General features: G+C 40.8%; 19 protein-coding genes and 1 CRISPR repeat array. Of the genes, 3 read left to right on the forward strand and 16 right to left on the reverse strand.

Annotation, left to right across the window (positions count from 1 at the left end; genetic code table 11):
- Positions 1–7: 7 nt before the first annotated feature.
- Entirely contained in the window at positions 8–601 is a 594-nt protein-coding gene (locus ABWK04_03100) for a TetR/AcrR family transcriptional regulator (protein MEZ0360874.1), read from the forward strand.
- Here ABWK04_03100 and ABWK04_03105 read toward each other — a convergent pair.
- The 16 genes from ABWK04_03105 to murB all read right to left on the reverse strand — a co-directional run bounded on the left by ABWK04_03105 (position 591) and on the right by murB (position 17,952).
- Complete coding sequence (locus tag ABWK04_03105; protein ID MEZ0360875.1) at positions 591–2,279, reverse strand: hydrogenase maturation protein; 1,689 nt, start codon at positions 2,277–2,279, stop codon at positions 591–593. The genes ABWK04_03100 and ABWK04_03105 overlap by 11 nt on opposite strands.
- A 9-nt stretch (positions 2,280–2,288) precedes the next feature.
- Positions 2,289–3,422 (reverse strand): hydrogenase formation protein HypD, encoded by a 1,134-nt coding sequence (hypD, locus tag ABWK04_03110; GenBank protein ID MEZ0360876.1) that lies wholly within the window; start codon positions 3,420–3,422, stop codon positions 2,289–2,291.
- Complete coding sequence (locus tag ABWK04_03115; GenBank protein MEZ0360877.1) at positions 3,403–3,651, reverse strand: HypC/HybG/HupF family hydrogenase formation chaperone; 249 nt, start codon at positions 3,649–3,651, stop codon at positions 3,403–3,405. Before ABWK04_03115 ends, hypD begins: the two co-directional genes overlap by 20 nt.
- A 61-nt stretch (positions 3,652–3,712) precedes the next feature.
- Positions 3,713–6,760, reverse strand: coding sequence for a CusA/CzcA family heavy metal efflux RND transporter (locus ABWK04_03120; protein MEZ0360878.1), 3,048 nt, complete (start codon positions 6,758–6,760; stop codon positions 3,713–3,715).
- On the reverse strand, positions 6,757–8,739 hold the full coding sequence (locus ABWK04_03125; protein ID MEZ0360879.1) for a heavy metal translocating P-type ATPase: 1,983 nt from the start codon (positions 8,737–8,739) through the stop codon (positions 6,757–6,759). Before ABWK04_03125 ends, ABWK04_03120 begins: the two co-directional genes overlap by 4 nt.
- 132 nt (positions 8,740–8,871) lie before the next feature.
- A complete protein-coding gene (locus tag ABWK04_03130) occupies positions 8,872–9,300 on the reverse strand; it encodes a nitrous oxide reductase accessory protein NosL (GenBank protein MEZ0360880.1) in 429 nt (142 codons plus the stop codon).
- The gene (locus tag ABWK04_03135; protein MEZ0360881.1) at positions 9,297–9,848 is read right to left on the reverse strand and encodes a DUF2231 domain-containing protein; all 552 of its coding nucleotides are present in this window, start codon (positions 9,846–9,848) and stop codon (positions 9,297–9,299) included. Before ABWK04_03135 ends, ABWK04_03130 begins: the two co-directional genes overlap by 4 nt.
- On the reverse strand, positions 9,845–10,180 hold the full coding sequence (locus tag ABWK04_03140) for a hypothetical protein (GenBank protein ID MEZ0360882.1): 336 nt from the start codon (positions 10,178–10,180) through the stop codon (positions 9,845–9,847). Before ABWK04_03140 ends, ABWK04_03135 begins: the two co-directional genes overlap by 4 nt.
- Before the next feature lie 126 nt (positions 10,181–10,306).
- Complete coding sequence (locus ABWK04_03145) at positions 10,307–11,677, reverse strand: efflux RND transporter periplasmic adaptor subunit (protein MEZ0360883.1); 1,371 nt, start codon at positions 11,675–11,677, stop codon at positions 10,307–10,309.
- Positions 11,674–12,852, reverse strand: a complete 1,179-nt coding sequence (locus ABWK04_03150; protein ID MEZ0360884.1) for a TolC family protein — start codon at positions 12,850–12,852, stop codon at positions 11,674–11,676. Before ABWK04_03150 ends, ABWK04_03145 begins: the two co-directional genes overlap by 4 nt.
- A gap of 32 nt (positions 12,853–12,884) precedes the next feature.
- Positions 12,885–13,166, reverse strand: a complete 282-nt coding sequence (locus tag ABWK04_03155) for a hypothetical protein (protein ID MEZ0360885.1) — start codon at positions 13,164–13,166, stop codon at positions 12,885–12,887.
- Positions 13,163–14,245 carry a cell division protein FtsZ gene (ftsZ, locus tag ABWK04_03160; protein ID MEZ0360886.1) on the reverse strand — a complete coding sequence of 361 codons (1,083 nt, stop codon included), beginning with the start codon at positions 14,243–14,245 and terminating at the stop codon, positions 13,163–13,165. The genes ABWK04_03155 and ftsZ overlap by 4 nt, the downstream gene beginning before the upstream one ends.
- Positions 14,246–14,255: 10 nt before the next feature.
- The gene (gene ftsA / locus ABWK04_03165) at positions 14,256–15,509 is read right to left on the reverse strand and encodes a cell division protein FtsA (protein MEZ0360887.1); all 1,254 of its coding nucleotides are present in this window, start codon (positions 15,507–15,509) and stop codon (positions 14,256–14,258) included.
- Positions 15,510–15,511: 2 nt separating this feature from the next.
- Positions 15,512–16,132, reverse strand: coding sequence for a cell division protein FtsQ (locus ABWK04_03170; protein MEZ0360888.1), 621 nt, complete (start codon positions 16,130–16,132; stop codon positions 15,512–15,514).
- A 103-nt stretch (positions 16,133–16,235) separates the two neighbouring features.
- Complete coding sequence (locus ABWK04_03175) at positions 16,236–17,102, reverse strand: D-alanine--D-alanine ligase (protein ID MEZ0360889.1); 867 nt, start codon at positions 17,100–17,102, stop codon at positions 16,236–16,238.
- Positions 17,074–17,952 (reverse strand): UDP-N-acetylmuramate dehydrogenase, encoded by an 879-nt coding sequence (murB, locus tag ABWK04_03180; protein MEZ0360890.1) that lies wholly within the window; start codon positions 17,950–17,952, stop codon positions 17,074–17,076. The genes ABWK04_03175 and murB overlap by 29 nt, the downstream gene beginning before the upstream one ends.
- 32 nt (positions 17,953–17,984) lie before the next feature.
- On the opposite strand from murB, the gene ABWK04_03185 reads away from it, so the two are divergent.
- Positions 17,985–18,362 (forward strand): YkvA family protein, encoded by a 378-nt coding sequence (locus tag ABWK04_03185; protein ID MEZ0360891.1) that lies wholly within the window; start codon positions 17,985–17,987, stop codon positions 18,360–18,362.
- The gene (locus ABWK04_03190) at positions 18,362–19,333 is read left to right on the forward strand and encodes an ABC transporter permease (protein ID MEZ0360892.1); all 972 of its coding nucleotides are present in this window, start codon (positions 18,362–18,364) and stop codon (positions 19,331–19,333) included. The genes ABWK04_03185 and ABWK04_03190 overlap by 1 nt, the downstream gene beginning before the upstream one ends.
- 480 nt (positions 19,334–19,813) lie before the next feature.
- A CRISPR array of direct repeats spans positions 19,814–21,046; the repeat unit is 27 nt; unit sequence GTTTAAATTCCACACGGTACATTAACA.
- Position 21,047: the final 1 nt, after the last annotated feature.

Raw genomic sequence — 21,047 nt, forward strand, 5'->3', positions numbered from 1 at the left:
TATGATCATGCAAAGGGTGGCTCTCAAAGAGAAGAGAAAGCTTGAGATTATAAGGGTTGCGTGCAAGCTCTTTTCCGAAAAAGGATATTACAACACTACAATTCCGGACATAGCACAAGCATTAGGCATGAGTGTAGGAAATCTTTACAACTACTTTGAGTCAAAGGAAGAGCTTGCAAAGGAGATAATGCTTACTGTATCAAGATGGGTGGGGGAAAAGCTCAAAAAAGTTAATGAGATGAAGGTATCAGTTAAAGAGAAGATCTATGAGTTTACAAAAGCCTTTTTCGAAACTGCTCTGAGTGAACCTGAGCTAATTAATTACTTCCTGAGGGTTTTTTTGGTAAACAGAGAGATATTTAAGGAGGGTTGTGAAGGTTTTGCATGTGTTGGTGAGGTGATAACCGAAGTTATGGTTCTCCTTTCCGATGGAGTGGAAAGGGGAGAACTCAGAAATCAGAACTTTTTCCCGGCATTTACCACAATTATGGGTCCCTTAGGAGGTATGGTTTTTCTTTACCATGAAGGTGTATTGGACAAACCACTTATGGAGTATACAGATGAGGTGGCTGAGAACATATGGAACGCCCTTAAGCTTTGAAGTTCAACCTTCTGTGTATAGCAAGGTATGGAGGTGTTCTGAAAGGTAGTATTCTCTTTACAAAGTAATAGCGTGCAATGTGGTAGCTCGTATCAAAACCGTAAAAGTTTAATCTCATTTTTTCAAGTTCTTCTTCTCTGTATGCGGATAAAGGTTTTTTAAGCTCCTCTTTGATCCTATCCGTCCTTTTCTTCTTTATAAACTCTTCGTAATCCGGTGAGGATACAAACTCATTCAACCACGCTTTTAGCCTTTCCCTGAACTCAGCGGGAGTCTTTCCAAAAACCCCGTCTATCAATCCTATTTTAAAAGCCATGCCTGAGCTTATAGGCATTCTGTTTTCCATTATTTCCTTACCCTTCTCCCAACCTACCCTTTTGGGTAAGGTGTATGTCCAAAACTCTGAACCGTAAAGATTCCCTATATTCTTGTAATGAGGATTTAAGACTACGCCTTCCCTTGCAAATACCAAGTCACATGTAAGAGCCAGAAAAACTCCTCCCGCACCAGCATTTCCCTGCATGCCTGCTACCGTCAGCTTGTCCTCAGTTCTGAGTATCTCCTCACATACATCATCCATAGCGTTTATGTTTCTCCAAGATTCGTCAGGAGGGCTTTCTGCTTCCTCTATGGTATTTAGGTTCATACCGTTGGAGAAAAAATCCTCATGTCCGAGAAGCACTAAAGCTTTTATATGTCTCTTTTTGGCGTATTTTAAGGTTTCCAAAAGCCTCTCACACTGTTCTGTGGACATAGCCCCATTATAGAAATTGAAAGTTATGTATCCTATACCTTTTTCCTCTTTGTAAATTATCTCCCTGTAGGTTTCAGCATCCACCTTTTCCCACGGTTTTAAAGGTTCTTCTCTGACACCGTCCAGAAGGTGAGGTATTACCCTCACCGCCGGTAATTTTATTGATCCTTTTTCCTTTTTTCTCATGTGAGTGATCCATACAGCTCCGTCGGTTGTACCAACGCATAAAGCTTCATCCCTAACAGCTAATATACTTCCCGCTTTCCCCTTCAAGTAACTTTCTGGATATGCATTGAACAGGTAATACTCCTCATCTTTAAATGTGGCTAAAGATCCCGGTTGACTATCGGATGCATGGATCTTTTTGAGTATTTCTTGGGTTGTATCTTTCCACCAATCTATTTTTCTAAGCTCCTGTTCCATAGGTGGGTTCCAAACTCCATGCTTCTGAGGTTCTTTTTTTATCTTCCCAATAGACAGGTTCTCAATAGCTTCAAATACGCACTCAACTGCTCCCTCTGTCACTTCATTCCTATAGATACTTGACTTTCTGGCGAATCTCATGGGAAAAGTTCTACAAGCCCAAATATCGCCAGCATCATACTCAGAACTTGCCTCCAGTAGAGTAACCCCCCACTGCTTGAAGTCTTTAAGTATAGCCCAATCAAGGGCTGAAGGTCCACGATCACCTGCAGGTCCGGGATGGATTATCAGGGTTAGGTAATTTTTCCAAACCTCTTCCGGCACCTTTCTTTTAAGGAAGGGCGCTATCACAAGGTCAGGTTTGTAAAGATCCACCGCTTCTATCATAAGTTCTGGATGCACATCAAGTTCAATAGAGACTTCGTGTCCTGATTGAGTAAGTTCGCAGTATAGTCTTTGGGAAAGCGAGTTAAATCTGTGACAAAAAAATAGCACCTTCATGACTTTCTCCTACATATTTTTATACTTAAAGTAAGCGGCGCAGGCACCTTCTGAGGATACCATACACGAACCTATTGGATTTGAGGGAGTACAGACATTTCCGAAGAGTTTACAGTCCGTTGGTAATGCCACACCTCTTATAACCTTTCCGCATATGCAGGCGGGATGCTCTTTAGGTTTTGGCAGATCAACACTGAATTTATTTTCCGCATCAAAATCTTTGTAAAACTTATTTATTTTCAAAGCGCTGTAGGGAACTATTCCCAGTCCTCTCCACTCAAATTCCTTTCTAAGTTCAAAAACTTCGGAGACAAGTTTTTGTGCTTTTAAATTACCTTCATAAGATACAAATCGCGTGTATTGGTTTTCCACAACCGCTCTCTTTTCAAGTATCTGCCTGATTATCATGTAAACCGACTGCATAACGTCAACTGGTTCAAAACCTGATATGACCACTGGCTTTTGAAATTCCTCGGCAAAATAGTGATAGGGTCTTGTGCCTATTATTACGCTGACGTGACCCGGACCTATAAAGGCATCTATTTTTACTTTGCCTATCTGCCTCATTTCAGGAGAATTAAGTATGTGTTGTATGGCTGCGGGCGTTATTACGTGATTAGAAACTACGGATAAGTTTTTCAATCCTAAAGCTTTCGCTTTCTTAATGAGTACTGCTGTCTGAGGAGTCGTGGTTTCAAAACCTATGGCAAAGAATATGACTTCTTTCTCAGGGTTTTCTTGAGCTATTTTGAGTGTATCAAGGCAAGAGTAAACCATTCGTACGTTGTAGCCTTCTGACCTTAAACTCAGTAAACTCTTCCTATTGGAACCTGGGACTCTCAGCAAATCACCGTAGGTACACAGTACAGTATTGGGAAGTTTTGCCAGCTCTATAGCTAAATCTATTCTCTGCATGGGCATCACGCATACTGGACAGCCTGGACCGTGAACGAACTTCACATACCCCTTTAAAAGCTCGTCTATACCGTACTTCATTATAGAATGGGTGTGTCCTCCGCAGAACTCCATTATGTAAACTTCGCTCCCGAACTTTTCTACATCCCTTTTTATCTTCAATTCAAGGACTTTAACCTTTTCTCCGTCTTTAAACTCACTCCTTATATCAACCTTCATAACTTTCATAGCTCTCCTCCATATTTAGTATCTCTTCAAACAGCTCAAGGCTTTTGAGAGCTTCATCTTCGTCAAGTTTCTGTATAGCAAAACCAACATGTATTAAGACCCAATCGTTTTCCTTGACGTCCTCCTGCATAAGCTCCAGAGATACAACCCTCTTTACGCCCATAGTATCAACGATCGCAGTCCCATCTTCTCTAACTTCAACTACCCTTGAAGGTATAGAAAGACACATTGCTAACCTCCTTAACGAATACTTATTCATAAATATAACCGGCTTGAACCCTTTGGCAAGATCACCTTTTTATCTCCTTAAAGCTGTAAAGGGCAGGTATCACAAAAAGCGCAGTTAAAAAAGCTGAAACTACTCCACCTACCATAGGAAGAGCTATTCGGGATATTATTTCTGAACCCGTTCCATGAAGGTATATAGCTGGCAATAGACTGGCTACTATAGCGAGCATAGTCATGCTTTTTGGTCTTATCCTCATAACAGCACCCTCGTATATGGCTTCTTTGAAAGCCTTTTCTTGTCTTCTCTCTAAAGTGTTCATTATATAGACTACCATTACTATACACATTTCTGAGGCTATACCCAAAAGAGCTAAAAATCCCGCTATACTTGCAAGGGACAGTCTGTAACCAAATACGTACATAAGTAGAAAACCACCAAGAAGTGAGGAGGGTAAGGTAAAAAGCACCAAAAGGGTTTCAAAAAGTTTCCCAAGACTCATATAAACCAGTAGTACTATGCTGAGAAGTACAAGAGGAATGATCACTTTTAAATCTTCCGTAGCTTTTTGCCAGTACTCAAACTCTCCACTCCACCTGTAGTAATAGCCAGGAGGTAAGTTTATATTCTCTTTTATTCTTTTATCACCCTCTTTAATGATCTTGCCTATGTCTGCATCCAGCTTAGGTGTTATATAAATGTAAGCTACCAAAAGACCGTTTTCCGACTTTATCTCCATAGGACTTTCAGTTTTTCTTACTTCAGCTACAGCTTTGAGAGGAACGAGCTTGTCTTTTATCGGAAGTAATAGGTTTTCAAGATCTTCTCTGTAATCCCTGGGAACTCCTAAGGTTATGCTGTAGCGTTCCCTACCTAAGATATAAAAAGAGATGGGACTGTTAGAAAGAAGCATCTCTACTGCGGAGGAAAGATCCTCAAGTGATAGACCGTAAAGTGCAAGCTTTTCCCTATCAGGAAGGATCTCCATATACGTTGCACTTGTAAGTCTCTCAGCGTATACACTCATAACATCTTCCATCCCTTTGAGTGCCGCCTCAAACTCAAGTGCTAAATGTGAAAGTTCTTGTATGTCACCTCCAAACACCTTTATGCCCAAAGGTGTCCTTATGCCTGTACTTATCATATCAATTCTTCCCTTTATTGGCATGGTCCAGCTATTTACGACACCAGGAAGCTGCAAGGATCTGTCAAGATCCGAGATGAGCTTTTCGTATGTGATCCCTTTTCGCCACTGACTTTCTGGCTTTAAAGTGATCGTTGTCTCTATCATAGAAAGGGGTGCGGGATCCGTTGGGGTGTTTGCTCTTCCAACCTTTCCAAAAACGCTTTCTACCTCTGGAAAGCTCTTTATTATCTTATCTTGAATTGTAAGTAGCTTTTGGGCTTCCTGCACCGAAATACTTGGTGCTGTAGTAGGCATGTAAAGAAGTGTACCCTCCCTAAGGTCCGGCATAAATTCCCTTCCGAGATTCTTGTAAAGTATGTAACCTGCGGGTATGGAAACAAGGGCAAGGAGCAAAAAAAGAAACCTGAATTTAATGGCTAATGAAAATAGAGGAGAGTACAGTTTTATAAGGGTTTTAACCAGAGGATTTTTCTCTTCAGGCAGAACTTTTCCCCTTCCTAAGTAATAAACCAGAAGTGGAAAAATCACAAGTGAGAGTAAGGAAGCTACGAGCATAGAAATAGTCTTCGTTATAACGAGAGGTCCAAAAAGTCTTCCAGCTTGCCCTTTCATGGCAAGCATAGGGACAAAAGAGACAGCAACTACAAGAAGAGCAAAGAAAATAGGTTTCCCTACTTCACTTGCCGATTCCACCAAAGAAGTTTTTACGTCCTTCCCCTCCTCCCTCTTTCTTGAGTAAGCCTCTACAAGCACTATGCCTGCGTCCACCATTGTACCTATAGCTATAGCGATACCTCCCAGTGACATGATGTTAGAGTTGACTCCCATGTGGTTCATGAGAATGAACGTACCAAGCAGGGAAAGGGCAAGAAAAACAACAACTGCCAAGCTTAGACCGGGATTGAGCAAGAAAAGACTTACAACCAAAATCACTATTGTGGATTCTTCTACGAGAACCCTCCACAGATGATTTATAGCCCTCTGTATCAATTCGGATCTATCGTAAACCGGTACTATCTTTACATCCTCTGGAAGACCATTTTTAATCTCTTCTAACTTTTCTTTTACTTCCTGTATGGTTTTATAAGCATCAGCACCGTAGCGCATAATCACTATACCACCTACAGTATTTCCAAGACCGTTGTAATCTGCCGTTCCCATCCTCAAGGCGGGCGTCTCCACCACAGTAGCTATGTCTTTTATTCTTATGGGTACACCATTTACTTCTTTCACTATAGAGTTCTCTATCTCTTTTTTGTCTTTCACATATCCCTTTACTCTTACGAGAAATTCTCTTCCGTTTATCTCTACATACTTGCCTCCCATCTCAAGATTTGAACCTTTTACAGCCTTTGCAACATCCTCAAGGGAGATACCATAATGCATGAGATGTTCAGGTCTTATAATAACTCTATACTCTTTTTCAAAGCCTCCTACAGAAGCCACTTCAGCCACGTTTGGCACGGAAAGTAAGGCATACCTTATGTAGAAGTTCTGAAGGCTCCAAAGCTCGTCAAGGCTTCTCCTTTCTGAATAGAGTACATACTGATAGACCCAGCCAAGACCGGTAGCGTCAGGACCAAGCTCTATCTTTGCCTGAGCTGGAAGCTGGCTCCTTATAGAAGAGAGCTTTTCTAAGACCCTTGAGCGAGCCCAGTATATATCCGTGCCATCCTCAAATATGACATAGACCAGAGAGTAGTTAGGCATTGAGTAGCCCCTTACCGCCTTGACCCTTGGAAGACCCAGCATGGCGGAAGTCAGGGGATAGGTAAGTTGATCCTCTATAACTTGAGGTACTTGCCCCATCCATTCAGAGTAGATTATTACCTGCGTGTCAGTTAGGTCTGGTAGGGCATCTATGGGCACCTTCTTTAAAGAGTAAAAGCCATACAGTAGAAGGAAGGCCGAAAGAATAATAACCACAAACCTGTATCTTAAAATGCTTTCCGTGAGCCTTTTCATTCTAAGAACCTCTTCATGAGCATGGCATTTATTGCAACAATTAAAGTGCTTGCACTCATGAAAAGGGCACCTATTGCTGGCTTTAGGATTATGCCCCATGGAAAGGCTATGCCTGCGGCAAGGGGTATAGCCAATACGTTGTAGCCTACAGCCCAAAATAGGTTTTGAACCATCTTGCTAACTGTAATGCTTGATGTCTTTATCACCTTTACCACATCCCTTAGGTCACTTTTAACAAGCACAATGTCAGCACTTTCTATGGCTACATCTGTGCCAGAACCTATGGCTATACCTACATCGGCTTGGACGAGGGCTGGTGCATCGTTTATGCCATCTCCCACCATCGCTACCCTCATACCCTTTGATTGAAGCTCTTTTATCTTTTGAGCCTTTTGATGGGGAAGTACCCTTGCGATATATTCTTCTATACCAAGCTCCTTAGCTAAGTGTCGTGCAACCACTTCAGAATCACCCGTTATCATCATAACCTTTTTACCCATGTTTTTAAGCTCTCTAACAGCCTCGTAGGCTTCAGGTCTTGGTTTGTCGGACAGAGCAATTGCTCCTATTAGCCTTCCATCTAATGCAACCAATACGGAAGATTTTCCTTGTGCCTCAAACTCATCAACCCTTTTTAAAACCTCCATATCTTTTACTATCCCTAATTCCTCCATAAGCAAGAGCGTTCCAACTGCCACAGCTTTACCTTCGACTTCACCTAAGACCCCCTTGCCAGATACAGCCTTAAAGCCCTTTACCTCTGGTATGGAAATGCCTTCTCTTTGTGCAAACTCTCTTATAGCCTTGCCTATAACATGCTCCGAATACTTTTCAACAGCAGATGTTAGCCTTATAAGTTCCTTCTCTGACATATTTACACAAAACAGCTCGGAGACGCCAAAAACACCTTCTGTCAGCGTGCCGGTTTTATCAAAGACTACCACATCAACCTTCCTGAGTAGCTCAAGGGCAATCCTTTTTCTTATCAATATGCCATTTTTTGCTAAGTAAGAAGTGGACATGGCAACCACAAGGGGTATGGCAAGCCCAAGGGCATGCGGGCAGGCTATTACCATAACGGAAACAGCTCTTTCAACGGCAAAGGATAAGTCTTTTGCTAAATAGACCCAAAGAGAGAAGGATATAAAGCCTACAAATACAGCTATCAGGGTGAGATAGAAGGCAACTTTGTCTGCCATATCTTGAAGTCTTGTTTTTGATTCTTGTGTTTCCTTCACAAGCTTTATGACTTGACCTACATAAGCTTCTTCTCCAGTCTTTTCAACCTTAACCTTGAGAGAACCTTCCATGTTTAAGGAACCGCCTATTACCTTATCCCCTAAACTTTTATAAACAGGCTTTGATTCTCCTGTGAGCATAGCTTCGTTTAGATAACTTGAGCCTTCCACTACAACGCCATCAACGGGTACTTTTTCACCGGGTTTTACAAGGACTATATCCCCGGGTGTAAGCTCGGAAACAGGAACTTCAATTATTTTATCCCCTTTCACAAGGTTTGCCTTTGTAGGCATAAGCCTCATAAGCTCCTCAAGAGCCTTTGAAGCCCCGAGTGTTGACCGCATCTCTATCCAATGTCCCCATAGCATCACTACAATAAGCGTAGAAAGCTCCCAGAAGAAGTCCATCTTCATCTGCAAGGTTGCATATAGGCTGTAAAGGAAAGCAACGCTTATTGCAAGAGCTACAAGACTGAACATTCCCGGCTTTTTCTTTTTAAGTTCCTCCAAAGAACCCTTTATAAAGAAGCTCCCTCCATAGACAAAGATAAAGGAAGAAAGTAAGAGAACAATTACCTTACTTCCGTAAAACTCAGGAATTTTGAAGCCTATAAGTCTTTGGAAACTTTCAGAAAAGGCAAGTATAGGTAAGGTCAGTATGCTTGAAACGATGGCTTTTTTCTTAATCTCCTCTATGTGGTCTTTGTGCCTAACAGGAACTTTATGATGGTGTGTATGCATAGTTTAACCTTTTAGCAAGTATTTAAGAAAGGCTCCTATGCCAAGAAGTAGAAAAAGCACCACAAGCAGGTATAAAAGACCCATACCCCATCCCATTCCATGCATATCCCACATCATATCTATCGCCTCCTTTTAATGCACATGCCCCATATCAAGGTGCTTTAAAAAGTCCTTAGTGATATCTTTAAGCTGATAAACCTTTCCCTTACCGGCAAACTTTTGGGCGGATAGCCTGCTTCTAAAAGGAGCAAGGTCCGGACCCATAGGACCCTCCTTTATAGGCACATAAAAAGCTTTTGTGCCATCTATCCACTTACCGCTTTCATAGTCCTTTACCCAAAGCTCTGCCACTCTGTTTTTATTTTCAAGGTAAAACTGCAAAATATGCTTTGGAGACTCCGCATACTTGTAAGAACCATCCTTGAGCTTTACCTGAGAGGTGAGCTTTGGGTCAAAATTTACATCCATACCGCAGACCACGCACCGCTCACCCCTGGGTGGTTCTTTAGGCTGAGCCAGTGCAAAAATAAAGCTAAATAGGAAAATTAATATGAGCCTCATTTTGCTACCTCCACTGGTACACCTACTGAATATTCATAAACCAGCTTACCACCTAAGCTTCCTTGATACACTACACCTGCACACAAGAGAAGATAAATACCTATGAAAACATACCGGAACACATTGCTATATCTTACGTGATACAACACCTTAAAGAGAAAACCCAAGGAAGAAAGAAAAAGGAGAACGAAGCCTATATTCTGATGAAGATGTATAAGCTCCATAGCTCCTCTTTTAGGGATCATTTCCTCTATACTCTGATGTGCGGTGTAGCCTGTTACAACGGATAGAGATAGTACGAGAAGTGTCAGAAAGCTAAATAAAAGTACCAAGTACTCCGTTCCTTTCTTCTTTATTGTGTAGTATACCTCCGCAAGTAAGGTTGCGAATGGAAGGGATATGCCAAAATGAACGATAGGTGGATGAAACTTTACAACAGCTGGATAAACCAAAGTTTGAAGATTCGCATATTCATTAGCTTGATGCGGTTCGTGAGCCAAAACAAGGTAAAAAGAAGATAGTAAAAGAACCATCAAAAGTCGCTTCATTTAAAAAGCTCCTCCATCTGCTTTTTCATCTGAGGGATATTTTCCAAAACCTTTTTCATAGTTTCCCTGTGCTGTAGCATCATGGACATAAGCCTTTCCATAAACCTTGGGTTTTCCATGAGTGTGTTCATCATCTGCTGTCTGCATTTCTGCATATGTTCCATCATAGCTTTACGCATCTCGGGGTCTTCCATCATCATCTGCATCATCATAGGCATCATGGGCATCATATCCTGCTGTAGGCTCTCACCCTCGTGTTTATGCTCCTGCTGTGCAAAAACCCCTGAAAACACACCCACCGTCAAAAGGGCTGATGCAAGTAGCTTCTTCATATCAAACCTCCTTTATTAGAATTTTTTTTATGGACGTACTTTTTTACTTCCTTGGGCTTTTTGTATTCACAGGTGGTGTGCTTTACCTCCTTTTTGCTTACGGCAGGTTTATGAGCAGAAGGTAGCTCAGTGGTGATGTTCATAGGTCTTTACCTCCTCTTCATAGATCCCCTTAATCTGGGCTTCTGAGTCTAAAAGGAAGGTTCCCTTTACAACCACCCTTTCCCCTTCCTTCAAACCTTCAAGCACCTCGTAGTAGCCTTCTGCCCTTCTCCCAAGCCTTACAGCTCTTGGCTGATAAACGCCTGGCTCTAACTCCACAAAGACCACCTGCCTTTTGCCCGTATCTACCACCGCACTTTCTGGCACAGCAAGTACCTCTCCCAGCGGTTTTTCAAAGTAAACATCAACGAGCTGGTTTATCTTCAAAAAGGCATTTCTATTTGGAAGGCTTATTCTTACCTTCACCGTTCTTGCCATCTTATCAGCTTCAGGAAATACGTAATCTACTCTACCTGTATAGCTTTCCTGAATTCCCTCAGGGCTTATGAGAACCTCCATCCCTTTCTTTACAGCGTACGCATCTTCCTGAGGGATTTCTGCAATTACCCATACACTTGATACGTTGGCTATCTTGTATGCTACATCTCCGGCTTTCAAAAAACCTCCGGGAGATACCTTTCTTTCAAGAATTACGCCCGAGTAAGGAGATCTTATCACCTCTCCTTCTCTGAGGTAAGATAGTTTTTCAAGTACTGCCTTTTCAAGATCTTTTCTTCCCAACTCTTTTGCAAGCCGAAGTTCTTCCTTAGTTACTTCTACATCAGGACTTAAAATCTTCATAAGAGGCGTGCCTTTTGAGATAAGCTCACCTTCAAATCTACCAAAGGTGTCCAGCACCCACGCATCACTGCGCAAAGTGATATCATAGGTTTTTGAAAGGTCATAAGATATGTACCCAACAGCATGGAAACTCTCCATAAGATCCTGCCTTCCTACTTCAACCGTCTGGATCCCTATCATTTGAAGCTTTTGTGGATCTACGCTTATGCCTTCAGTCCTTTTCCCCTCAGCCTGACTACCTTTGAAAGGAACGGAAAGTTCCTTTTTCAATACGTTTCCCTCAACCTCCGCCACCACCTGCCATGAACCTGCCATACTAATATTCACAACACCTTCATACCTACCCTTTTTTACCTCATTTAACACTACATCTTCTCTCATTTCACCCATCCCCGGCATAGGAGGCATGTAAAAGTAAAGGTTTGTAAGCTTCCTTTCAGGATTTATAAGTATGTAGAGTTTATTTTTACCTACTTTTAACTCCCCACCTTGAGAATAGAAACTAACATCAAGATTACGTTCTTTTAAGGAAAATAGGTAAGAGTATCCGGTGGGTATAGATGAGATTTCTTTCCCTTTATACGTGTAATAGATTATTCCTACTAAGGCAAGAAGCGCCGTAAGGAATATTAGAATAAATATAAATCTTTTCATAACAGCGCCTCCAACTGAGGTAGTATCTTTTTAGTAGCAAGTTCAAGATCAAGTTCGTTTATCTCAAGATCCCATATTTCTCTGTACAATCTCAAAAGTTCTCTAAAATCAACTTTTTTATATTTGTAAGAGAGTTTGAGAGCTTCAAGCTCCTGCCTTTTTTCCTTTATAAGTTCATCAGTAAGTTTCAATAGTTCCTTTTTGCTCTCATATTCTATCCTCAGAGTGTTTAAGTTTTTTTTAAGATTCAGCAATATATCGTTAAGTTCCTGCTTTTTAGCTTCCATTTCTTCAACTTTCTCTAAAACTGCCATGTCTTCTTTATTTTTCTTCCATATAGGAAGAGTGAAACCAAGCCTCACGCTAAACATATCGCTCATTGAGGGTCTTGCCATGTATTCAACCATAAGCTCAATGTCGGGAAGGTATTCAACACTCCTTTTACGCATTTGTAACTCAAGGCTTTTTAATTGCGCTCGCACTCTCTTTACGTATGGACTTTTTTCTATATCCACTTTTTCAAAATCCGGCTCTTGAAAATGGACTTCCTCCCCCTTTAGCGTAAAATTTTTTCCTACAAGGTAGTTTATCTCTTCCTTTAATTTATCCCTTTCCTCTTTTAAAACTTCCATTTCTTTATGCACTTTTAACCTTTCGCCCGTTAGAGAGAGGATGTCAGAAAGTGTCGCATTGCCGTACCTGTAATTTTCCTTAGCTATACTTTCTAAGCTTTCTACTTCTCGCTCTATGGAACTTAAAACTTTCTCCTTTTTAAGGGTATAAAACCACTCTAAGTACTTGACCTTTATATCTCTGATTATCTCTTTTTTGAGCAGATTTTCATCCTCCAACACCACTTCCCTTTCACCTGCTATAGCTCTCTTTTCAAGTTCCCTCTTTATTGGTAATATGTACATCTGTGAAAAACCCACAGTGAAACTGCTCATAGGCTCTTTTGAATTAGGATAAGGTCTATTGAGTGGTAGATTACTAAAACCTACAAAAACGGTAGGATTGGGAAGAGAAGAAGAGTAAGCCTCTCTGTACTTAAAAGACTCCTTTATATTTTTGTACTCTTTTATTCTTGGAGAATTTTCAAGAGCATAGGAAATCAGTGTCTCAAGCTCCCCGCCCCAAGAAAAACTGAAGATCAGTAGGCAGATGAAAAGGAACATATAAAAATGATACGCGTATTCATTATGTTATTTCAAGAAGTTAATTTCACAACACTTTTGTATATATATAACAGCACTTTTTTGTTAACATTATCCTCTTTTATAACACAAATGTGCGTTACTCCATCGCAAGGCTTGTCGTTTACTTCACCGGAAAGCCTGTTTATGTAATACACCTTGTCCTCTCTGTGAGCTTCTTCGGAAAAGCTCCCTATATCTTTAATGGAGAGTTCAAAGTTTGCACCTCTGTACCCATAAATCAATCCTAACACGAAGGATAATGCTCTGTTGCCTTTGGTTTCTATCTTTATCACAGCTTTCTCTTCCTCCTTAAGTAAGCTGGAATGTCCTCTATTTCGGGCTGTACAGGTTCTATGATGACTTCTGGGACTACCTTCTTTACATCCTTAGGTTCGGGCTTCTTTATCACTTTAAACTGGGTTTGTGACTGCACATTTTCAAAATCCGTAGCCACTACAGCGACACGCATAAAATTTTCTTTCCCCTCTTCTAAGACCGCACCGAATATGATAAGAGCATCATCGTGAGCCGATTCTCTGACTCTGCCTATGGCTTCTTCAACATCCCTGAAAGGTATATCTTCACTCACCCAGAGTGTTATGAGAAGCCTTCTTGCACCTTCTACAGTGTTACCCTCAAGGAGAGGACTTGATATGGCTTGCTCTACAGCGTAATCTCTCCTTCCATCCCCTTTCCCTTCTCCCATACCTATGAGGGCTAATCCACCCTTTTCCATGACAGTTCTAACATCCGCAAAGTCTACATTTATAAGAGCTGGCGTTACCACTATGCTGGTTATACCTCTTACAGCCTTTGATAATACATCGTCTACCATTTTAAAAGCGTCCCTTATGCTGAAGTTCCTGTCTGCCATCTCAGCGAGCTTTTGGTTATTTATCACTATATACGTATCAACCACTTCTTTTAGCCTTTCCAGACCTTCAAGAGCGACCTGCATCCTTCTTGGACCTTCAAAAAGGAAGGGTTTTGTAACAACAGCTACAGTCAAAATTCCCATCTCCTTCGCTGTTTCGGCTATTATAGGAGCTGCTCCTGTTCCCGTACCTCCTCCAAGACCTACCGCAAGAAACAGCATGTCTGTGTTTCTGAGAACATCCTTTACTTTATCTATATCTTCAAGGGCAGCTTGCTCTCCTATCTCCGGTTTGGCTCCTGCCCCCAGTCCTTTGGTTACTTTCTCCCCTATCTGTATCTTGTTGGGAACCGAAAGAGAAGTAAGATGCTGTATGTCTGTATTTAGCGCAAAGAGATCAACACCCTCTATGCCATCTTTATACATGCGATTTACAGCGTTGGAGCCTCCTCCACCTATACCAAAAACCTTGATACGCGTAGGATTAAAACTTTCCATACTTTACCTCCTACATTACATCTTTAAAAAAAGCTTTTATTCTTGTCAATATAGACAAGAGATCTATCCCTCCCTTGTCCGTATTCTTATCCTGCGTATGGTGTAAGATCTTTGCGTTTAAGAGTTGTTCCTGATAAGCGAGTTTTAAAAGACCTACCGATGTAGAATAAGCTGGATCTTGGACCTTTTCTTTGAGTCCTATGATGCCTGTAGGGTAACCTACCCTTACGGGAAGGTCAAAGTACCTTTCCAAAAACTCCCTTATGCCTGCCAGTTTTGCGCACCCTCCTGTAACCACCACACCCGCATTTGCAGAATCCAAATTTGCACCATACGAGTTTATAAGCTCCATCACCTTATCCATAATTTCTTCCAGTCTTATCTGTATAACTTCGGCTAACTGCTTTTTGCCTACCATGGCCTCTTTATCTTCTCCTCTGGGTTTTATTTTAATCCTCTCCGTTTCGTTAACAAGGTCAGCTATAGCAAAACCATACTCTATCTTTATCTTTTCAGCTTGTTCGCTCGTGATCTTCATAAAGTGTGCTATATCTTTAGTTATGTTTATACCACCCATGGGAACGCTTCCTGTTATAATAGGCGAACCATCCGTATACAGCACAAAGTCGGTGAGACCTGCGCCTATATCCATGAGAAGTACACCCTCCTCCTTCTCTTCTGCGGTCAGTACAGCTTCCGATGATGCCATAGAAGATAAAAATCTGCCCGTAATTTTTAGTCCACTTGAAGCTATAGCTTTTTCAAGATTTCTAAGCATACCGCTACCGACCTTTACCACGTGAACCTCAGCAGAAAGCCTAGAACCTAAAAGCCCAACCGGATCTATAACACCTTCCTGATCATCCAGCAGAAACCTTCTTGGAATAGCGCTTATGACCTCGTATCCTTCCTCTTTGGCTCTGGTGAGCGCTCTCTCTATGAGCCTCTCTATATGTGTCTGATCTATCTCGGTAGGTTGTGGTGCTACGCTTACAGTGTCTTTTTCATTTTGGCTTTTTACATTAGGGCCGGATATGCCCATAACCACGGTATCTATATGTATACCAGACATTTCCTGAGCTTCTTTGAGAGCTGTGAGTATAGTGTGAACCGCAAGGTCAAGTCTCGTTATGTATCCTCTGTCTATACCTTTTGAAGGCACCTCCCCTATGCCTATTATCTGTATGTCCCCGTAACTGTCTATCTCACCTACAAGTACGGTAACCTTACCCGTTCCCACATCAAGAGAAGTTAACACTTTCATATTCACTCCCCGCTTTTTATTATCGCCATACCTTCCGTTGTCAGATCAATTTCTTTCGCCTCCATACTTATATTATAGATACTTTCAAATCTTTTTAAAGCTACGTCATCTATTTGCTGTAAGGGAGGAAGGAGTATTTTACTGCCATTAGTGGTATATATGAGTGTGTTCATATCCGTCAGATAAATGCTGTTTACCTGCGAGGTTTTACATATATCAACGAGCTTCTTTAATGCCGAAAAGTAATTTTTTATAAGGTTCTGATTAGCATAAATATAAGGCTTTTGAGGTGCGTAGTATTGGGACAGGAAAGGCACCCCTTTATCATCAAAAAAGAGTATTTTTTTGTCCTCAATTACTGTTAAAAAGGGTTTTCTTTCCTTTACGCGTATTTTTAAGATTACTCCTTGTGTTTGAAAGTACCTATCTATCTTTACTTCCTCTACAGAATTACCTGTAAGAGCATTCAGCACTGTAAGGAGTCTTTTTTCGTTCACGAAAAGCCAGTTGTTTTTAAGCTCACCTACAGCTTTAGAAAACACATAGGTCGGTATGGCTACGTTCCCTTCTACTTGTATAGCCTTTATCTTAAAGTAGGGTAGAGTGTCTATTAAAACAGGCATAAAAAAACCCCCTAATGCCATGGAGGATATCCAGACGAATGCAAGGACATAACCTATTCCGGCGTGCCTTCTCCCCGCCTTTTTCCCCTCTTTTTTCATCGCATTAAGATAATAACATATGTATCATCTCCTTAAAATCAATACCTTTTTTCCTGCATGCCATAGGAAAGAGGCTAAGTTCTGTCATGCCAGGTATGGTGTTAGCTTCTAAAACGTATGGTTTACCATCTTCCGATACTCTGAAATCTATTCGCGATATGTCTTTGAGTTCCAAATATCTGTGTACAGCAAGGGCTAAATCTTGAAGTTTTTTGGCAAGTTCTTCTTCCTCAATGAAGATATACTCGGACATACCCTTTGTATATTTACTTTCATAGTCGTAAAGTCCCTTTCTGGAACGCACCTCTATGGGAGGAAGCGCCTCATTTTTCAATATACCCACCGTTACATCTCTACCCTTTATATACTCTTCTATGAGGACTTTTTCGGAAATACTTAACACCTCATCAACTGCCTTTTCAAGTTCATGTCTCTCCTTAACAAGAAAAAGCCCAACGCTAGAGCCTTGATCGGCAGGTTTTACTACAGCGGGAAAAGTGTTCCAGTTGATACTTTCCCCACTGCGTACAGTCACCCATCTGGGTACAGGTATGCCATGAAAGGTGAGTATTTTTTTTGTAAGGTCTTTGTCCATAGCTACGGCGCTACCTAATACGCCTGAGCCTACGTAGGGTATTCCCAGAATGTCTAAAAAACCTTGAATCCTTCCATCCTCTCCGTAAGTACCATGAAGAGCTATGAAAACTTTGTCAGGTCTTAATTCAAGGAGCTTTGTACAGAGTTCTCCATCAATATCAAGCGCGATGGCTTCATATCCGAGTTCCTTAAGAGCGTTCAAAACAGCTTCTCCTGAACGCAATGATATCTCTCTCTCTTGGGATTTACCTCCCATGAGTACTACAACTCTCAATTACCTTTACCTCCTCTTGAAGTTCTATACCGAACTCTTCATAAACCCTTCTTTTTGCTTCATGCAATATTTTAATCACATCACCAACTTTACCGTTGCCAAGGTTCACCAGAAAATTGGCATGGACCTGAGAAAAGGCTACGTCTCCTATCTTGTAACCTTTCATGCCTACCTTTTCAAGAAGTTCACCTGCGTAAGCTTTAGGTGGATTTTTAAACGTAGAGCCTGAAGTCGGCATGTTTATAGGTTGCGTAAGCTTTCTCTTTTCCTTTATGAGGTTATACTCAGCCTTCACATCAAAATTCGCTTTAAAAAACTCAAACTCTACCTTCAAAACTACACCCATCTCGGGAAAAGGAGAACTTCTGTAAGAAAAGCTAACGTCTTTTATATCGATCTTATGCAGTCGCCCTTCCCAATCCATAACCAGAACACTTTTTATATAATGGGACATCTCACATCCAAAAGCTCCTGCATTCATAGCTACAGCGCCACCTACAGTAGCAGGAAAGCCTACAAGTCTGTATATACCATCAAGATTTAGATCTAAAGCTACTTTGACAAGTTCAGAAAGAGGTAAACCGCACCCAGCTTCTACAAGAACCTTATTATCCTCCTGGTAGATCTTTATATCCCTAAAGTTTTTTGTGCTTATTACAAACCCTTCGAAGTTCCCAAATATTGTGTTAGAACCTCTTCCAAGAATAAATATGGGAAGCCCTTTATCTTGAGCCATTTTCACCGCAAGGACTAACTCGCTATATGTGTTGGGAAAACACAAAAAACCTGCCCTACCTCCTATTTTTATGGTAGTATACTGAGCTAAGGACACATCCCTTTCTATATGCATATTATAATTTTAAGGCGTGTATAATAAGTGGTATGTGGGACGAGAAAAAGGAAAAAACCCTTAAAAGATACTACAGGGATGTGGAGATGAAACAACTCAGGAAACTCTTTTTTGAGAAGATATCCTCTGTACCTCCAACTATGGAGTATGTTAGAAATCTTATTCTTGATGTTAAGCTCCTTTTCAGAATGGTAAGTGACCCAAATTTTGAACTCAAAGAGGAAACGAGAAAAGATTTCACATCAGCCTTGCTTTACTTCATAGAGGATAAAGATGCCATTCCCGACTGGATACCGCTTATAGGTCTTTGGGATGATTATCGGTTAGTTAGATATGTGAAAGAAAAGCACCGTGATGAGATAAACAGATACTTCTCCCAAATTAGACACTTTGTCGCCAATTACTTCTGATGATTAGGTTTATCTTTGTAAGATTGATTCAGGCCGTCCCCACTTTGCTGGGTGTAACTTTTCTATCCTTTATCATAATAAAAATGGCACCGGGTGATTACTTAGATCAACTCAGGTTAAATCCTCAAATATCACCGGAAACCATAGAGCTTCTGAAAAAGCAGTACGGTCTTGACAAGCCTGCCATAGTTCAGTATATAAAGTGGCTGAAGTCCGCTCTTGTTTTTGATCTGGGCTACTCCTTTCAGTATCATGCTCCTGTGACGGAGCTTATAAAGGAGAGAATAGGTAACACTTTACTTTTAACGCTTACCTCCGGCGTGCTTTCGTGGATATTTGCTATACTTCTGGGTTTTCTCGCAGGCTTTAAAGAAGATACATGGATTGACAGATTGATAAAAGTTTACGCTTACACCTTCATGTCCTTTCCCTCCTTTTTCTTGGCTTTTATACTCCTTTTGATAGCATCCAAAACAGGAATTCTTCCTGTAGGTGGGATGCACAGTGTAGGCTTTGAACACATGAACCTTTTTGAGAAAGTGATTGACCTCTCAAAACATATGCTTATACCGGTTTTCACTTTAACCTTTGTATCAACAGCCAGCATGGTAAGGCTTGTCAGGAGTAGTGTCATTGAAGTGCTTCACAGTCCTATAGTAATTTTTTTAAGGGCAAAGGGCGTCTCTCACTGGGTTATGATAAAACACATCTTTAAAAACGTGATGAATCCTTTTACCACATTGATAGGTTATGAAATAGCTGGGCTTCTTTCCGGTGCGGCGCTTATTGAGATTATAGTAGGCTGGCCAGGACTTGGACTTTTAATGCTTGATGCGGTTTTATCCCAAGATCTCTTTCTCGTCATGGGGGGTCTTTATATAGGAACAATTATGCTTCTTTTAGGTAATTTAGTAGCTGACATACTACTTGCTTTAATAGATCCACGCATAAGGGAGAGAGAACTCTCCTGATTAAGGAATAAAATTGAAACGGTCAAAGAAGCTTCCAGGCCTTTCTCTCATCGCAGAAAAATATTATTGCAGATGTACCAACACACGATAATTCCTTTCCATCACCGTCATAACATTAGGTTCAAATTCCACACGGTACATTAACAACCTCTTGCATCAGCAAAAGCTGTTCTACCTCTTTTAATTTAAATTCCACACGGTACATTAACAACATCACAAAAAGCAGTACAGCGAGCGCAGGAAAAAACAATTTAAATTCCACACGGTACATTAACAACGCAGTCAAGGCTGACTTTGCAACAAATGCTGTGTCGATTTAAATTCCACGCTGTTGGTACTCTGTCTTCCATATTTGTTGCAAGTGCTTTAATGCTGGATATAAAAAGAAAGTTTTTTAAAGTAGGGCTTCAAAAAGCTTAAATTGGGCATGCCACATCAACAACACAAATATAACACAAATATAAAAGAACTATACCCTATATTCAAATTCCACACGGTACATTAACAACCTTACCGGCAAATCATACTCAATGGCATAGAGCCTGTGTTTAAATTCCACACGGTACATTAACAACAGAGAAAACTCCTTTGCTATACCATACGGTAAAAGTATAGTTTAAATTCCACACGGTACATTAACAACGGATATAAACCCTTCCATAGATGCAACCGTTTACAAGTTTAAATTCCACACGGTACATTAACAACTTATTAAGAACCTGTGAAATAGTATCACATCCACAAGGTTTAAATTCCACACGGTACATTAACAACTTTAAAGGCAAGCCCAGCCAAGCCACCAGACAACAGCAGTTTAAATTCCACACGGTACATTAACAACAATGTTTTAATCAACAGTGTGTCTGAAGCTTTCCCGAGTTTAAATTCCACACGGTACATTAACAACTCCTTTGAGAGGATGGTGAAAAAAAATAAGTTTAACAACCGCCGGTTTAAATTCCACACGGTACATTAACAACAAACCTGAGGGGGAGGGGGGAGGTAAAATAAAGGTAAGTTTAAATTCCACACGGTACATTAACAACCTATATATACCAAGCTCTTTACTCTTACGGAAAACAGGTTTAAATTCCACACGGTACATTAACAACAAAAGTGGGAAGTAATAGATGAGACAATCATAAATAAGGTTTAAATTCCACACGGTACATTAACAACCCTCCCAATAGTATAAGGTGGTTCAGAATACTTAAAGTGTTTAAATTCCACACGGTACATTAACAACAACCTAACAGGAATTTTCAGGGGAGGGATAAAGTATGTTTAAATTCCACACGGTACATTAACAACTCTTCCTAACCTCCTCATAGAGTATGAAAAAACTTTGGTTTAAATTCCACACGGTACATTAACAACTCCGTGTATGTGGTTGGAGATGCTGCATCATTCGTGACAACGTTTAAATTCCACACGGTACATTAACAACGCAATTATAAGCCAGTATAAGCCACTGTTAGTTTCTTGTTTAAATTCCACACGGTACATTAACAACTACCTGCTTTCTGGCAGGATAATGTCAGAAAAACTTAAAGAGTTTAAATTCCACACGGTACATTAACAACGTTACCCTCACCACCGCAAGGGGTGGCGGTCTTGCGGGTTTAAATTCCACACGGTACATTAACAACACAGCCTCGTTGTCCCGATGAATACGGGAGAAAGCTAGTTTAAATTCCACACGGTACATTAACAA

Origin of the sequence: Hydrogenobacter sp. (assembly GCA_041287335.1) — a bacterium.
Lineage (GTDB): Bacteria > Aquificota > Aquificia > Aquificales > Aquificaceae > Hydrogenobacter.